Annotated in this window: 2 protein-coding genes; both read left to right on the forward strand. The window is 69.1% G+C overall.

Annotation, left to right across the window (positions count from 1 at the left end):
* Window positions 1-790 (forward strand): tetratricopeptide repeat protein (locus tag VF092_08995; protein HEX6747408.1); only part of this gene is annotated, 790 nt, incomplete at its 5' end.
* A 117-nt stretch (window positions 791-907) separates the two neighbouring features.
* A partial coding sequence (locus VF092_09000) for a hypothetical protein (GenBank protein HEX6747409.1) occupies window positions 908-1,384 on the forward strand: 477 nt, incomplete at its 3' end.

The raw sequence follows: 1,384 nt of genomic DNA on the forward strand, positions 1-1,384 counted from the left end.
GATCCGGCGTCGCCTGAACCTGGAGGCCATGCTGCGCTACGACCGCGGCGAAACCGACCGGGCGCGCACGCTGTGGCATGACGTCATCGAGCACGCCACCGCCGCGGGGGACCAGGCGCTGGTGTCGGCCGCAAACAACAACCTGGGTGTGATCTTCGTGCTGCAGGACCAGGTGGATGATGCACTCGCCGCATACATGCGTGCGCTCATCGCCGCGACGCGGCTCGGTGACCGGCGGGGCATCGCGCAGGCACATCAGAACATTGCAATCCTGCATCGCGAGAACGCCGCGGGTGACGAAGCCGACGCCCACTTTGCCCAGGCCGCCGCGCACGCCGCGGAAGCCGGGATGTGTGATGATGTGCGGGGGCGCGTGGATGAGGAGCGCGCTCTGCTGCTGCTGGAGCGCGGCGACATCGAGCTCGCCGACGCCACGGCGCGCCGCGCACTCGTCACGTTCCGCCGCATCGCCGACGTCAGCGGCCAGGGTGAAGCGCAGCGCGTGCTCGGCATCATTGCGCTCCGCAGGCGGGACTACGTCACGGCGCGCAATCACCTCGAGGAGGCCGCGGGTGCAGCGGCGCGCGCCCACAACGCGCTGCTGGATGCGGAAACCAGAGAGGCTCACGCCTTGCTCGAGCGCGCCCGGGGGGACGACGCGGCTGCAACCGCGCTCGAGCAGGCGGCCGCTGACGGTTTTGCCGCGATCGGCGCGGCACCCTGGGGTCGCCGGATCCGGGTACGGACGGCGGCTCTGGCCTCCGGTCAGCCGGGTCTGACCTCTTCCTGAGACCGGCGGCGCCCGCCGGGCACACGTGTTTGTTGCGGAAACTGCCGCGTCCTTCTTAGGCTGGAGACCCGCGACATCGCGGTCCCACCCAAACAGCCAGACACCCCAGGAGGCACCATGGCCAGGTCCGAAGGGATAACGCCGCGCCGAGGATTTCTTGCGACTGCCGCAGGCATCGCTGCGGCCGCGGGTCTCACACCGCTGCTGCCGCGCAGTGCAGCCGCGCTGAAGCGCGACGCGGGTGCGGCGAGTGCGCGCTCGGCCGACCCCGCACTCGACGCGTGGTTCGGGAAGATCCAGGGCAAGCACAAGCAGATTTTCGATGCGCCTGAGCCGAACAGCGGGATGGCGGCGATCTGGCCGCGCGTCTACATCAACACGATGAAGGCGACGTACTCGAACGAGCCCACGGTCGCGGTCGTGATCCTGCGCCACGGCGCGCTGCCGCTGTCGATGAACGACGAGCTGTGGGCGAAGTACAAGTTCGGCGAGATGTTCAACATCCAGGATGGCAGTGCGCCCGCGACGCGCAACGTCTACGCGAAGATCACCAATCTGCCGCTGCCCGGCCTGGGTGTCAGCGAGCTGCTGAAG

The sequence above is a fragment of the Longimicrobium sp. genome (assembly GCA_036377595.1).
Classification (GTDB): domain Bacteria; phylum Gemmatimonadota; class Gemmatimonadetes; order Longimicrobiales; family Longimicrobiaceae; genus Longimicrobium.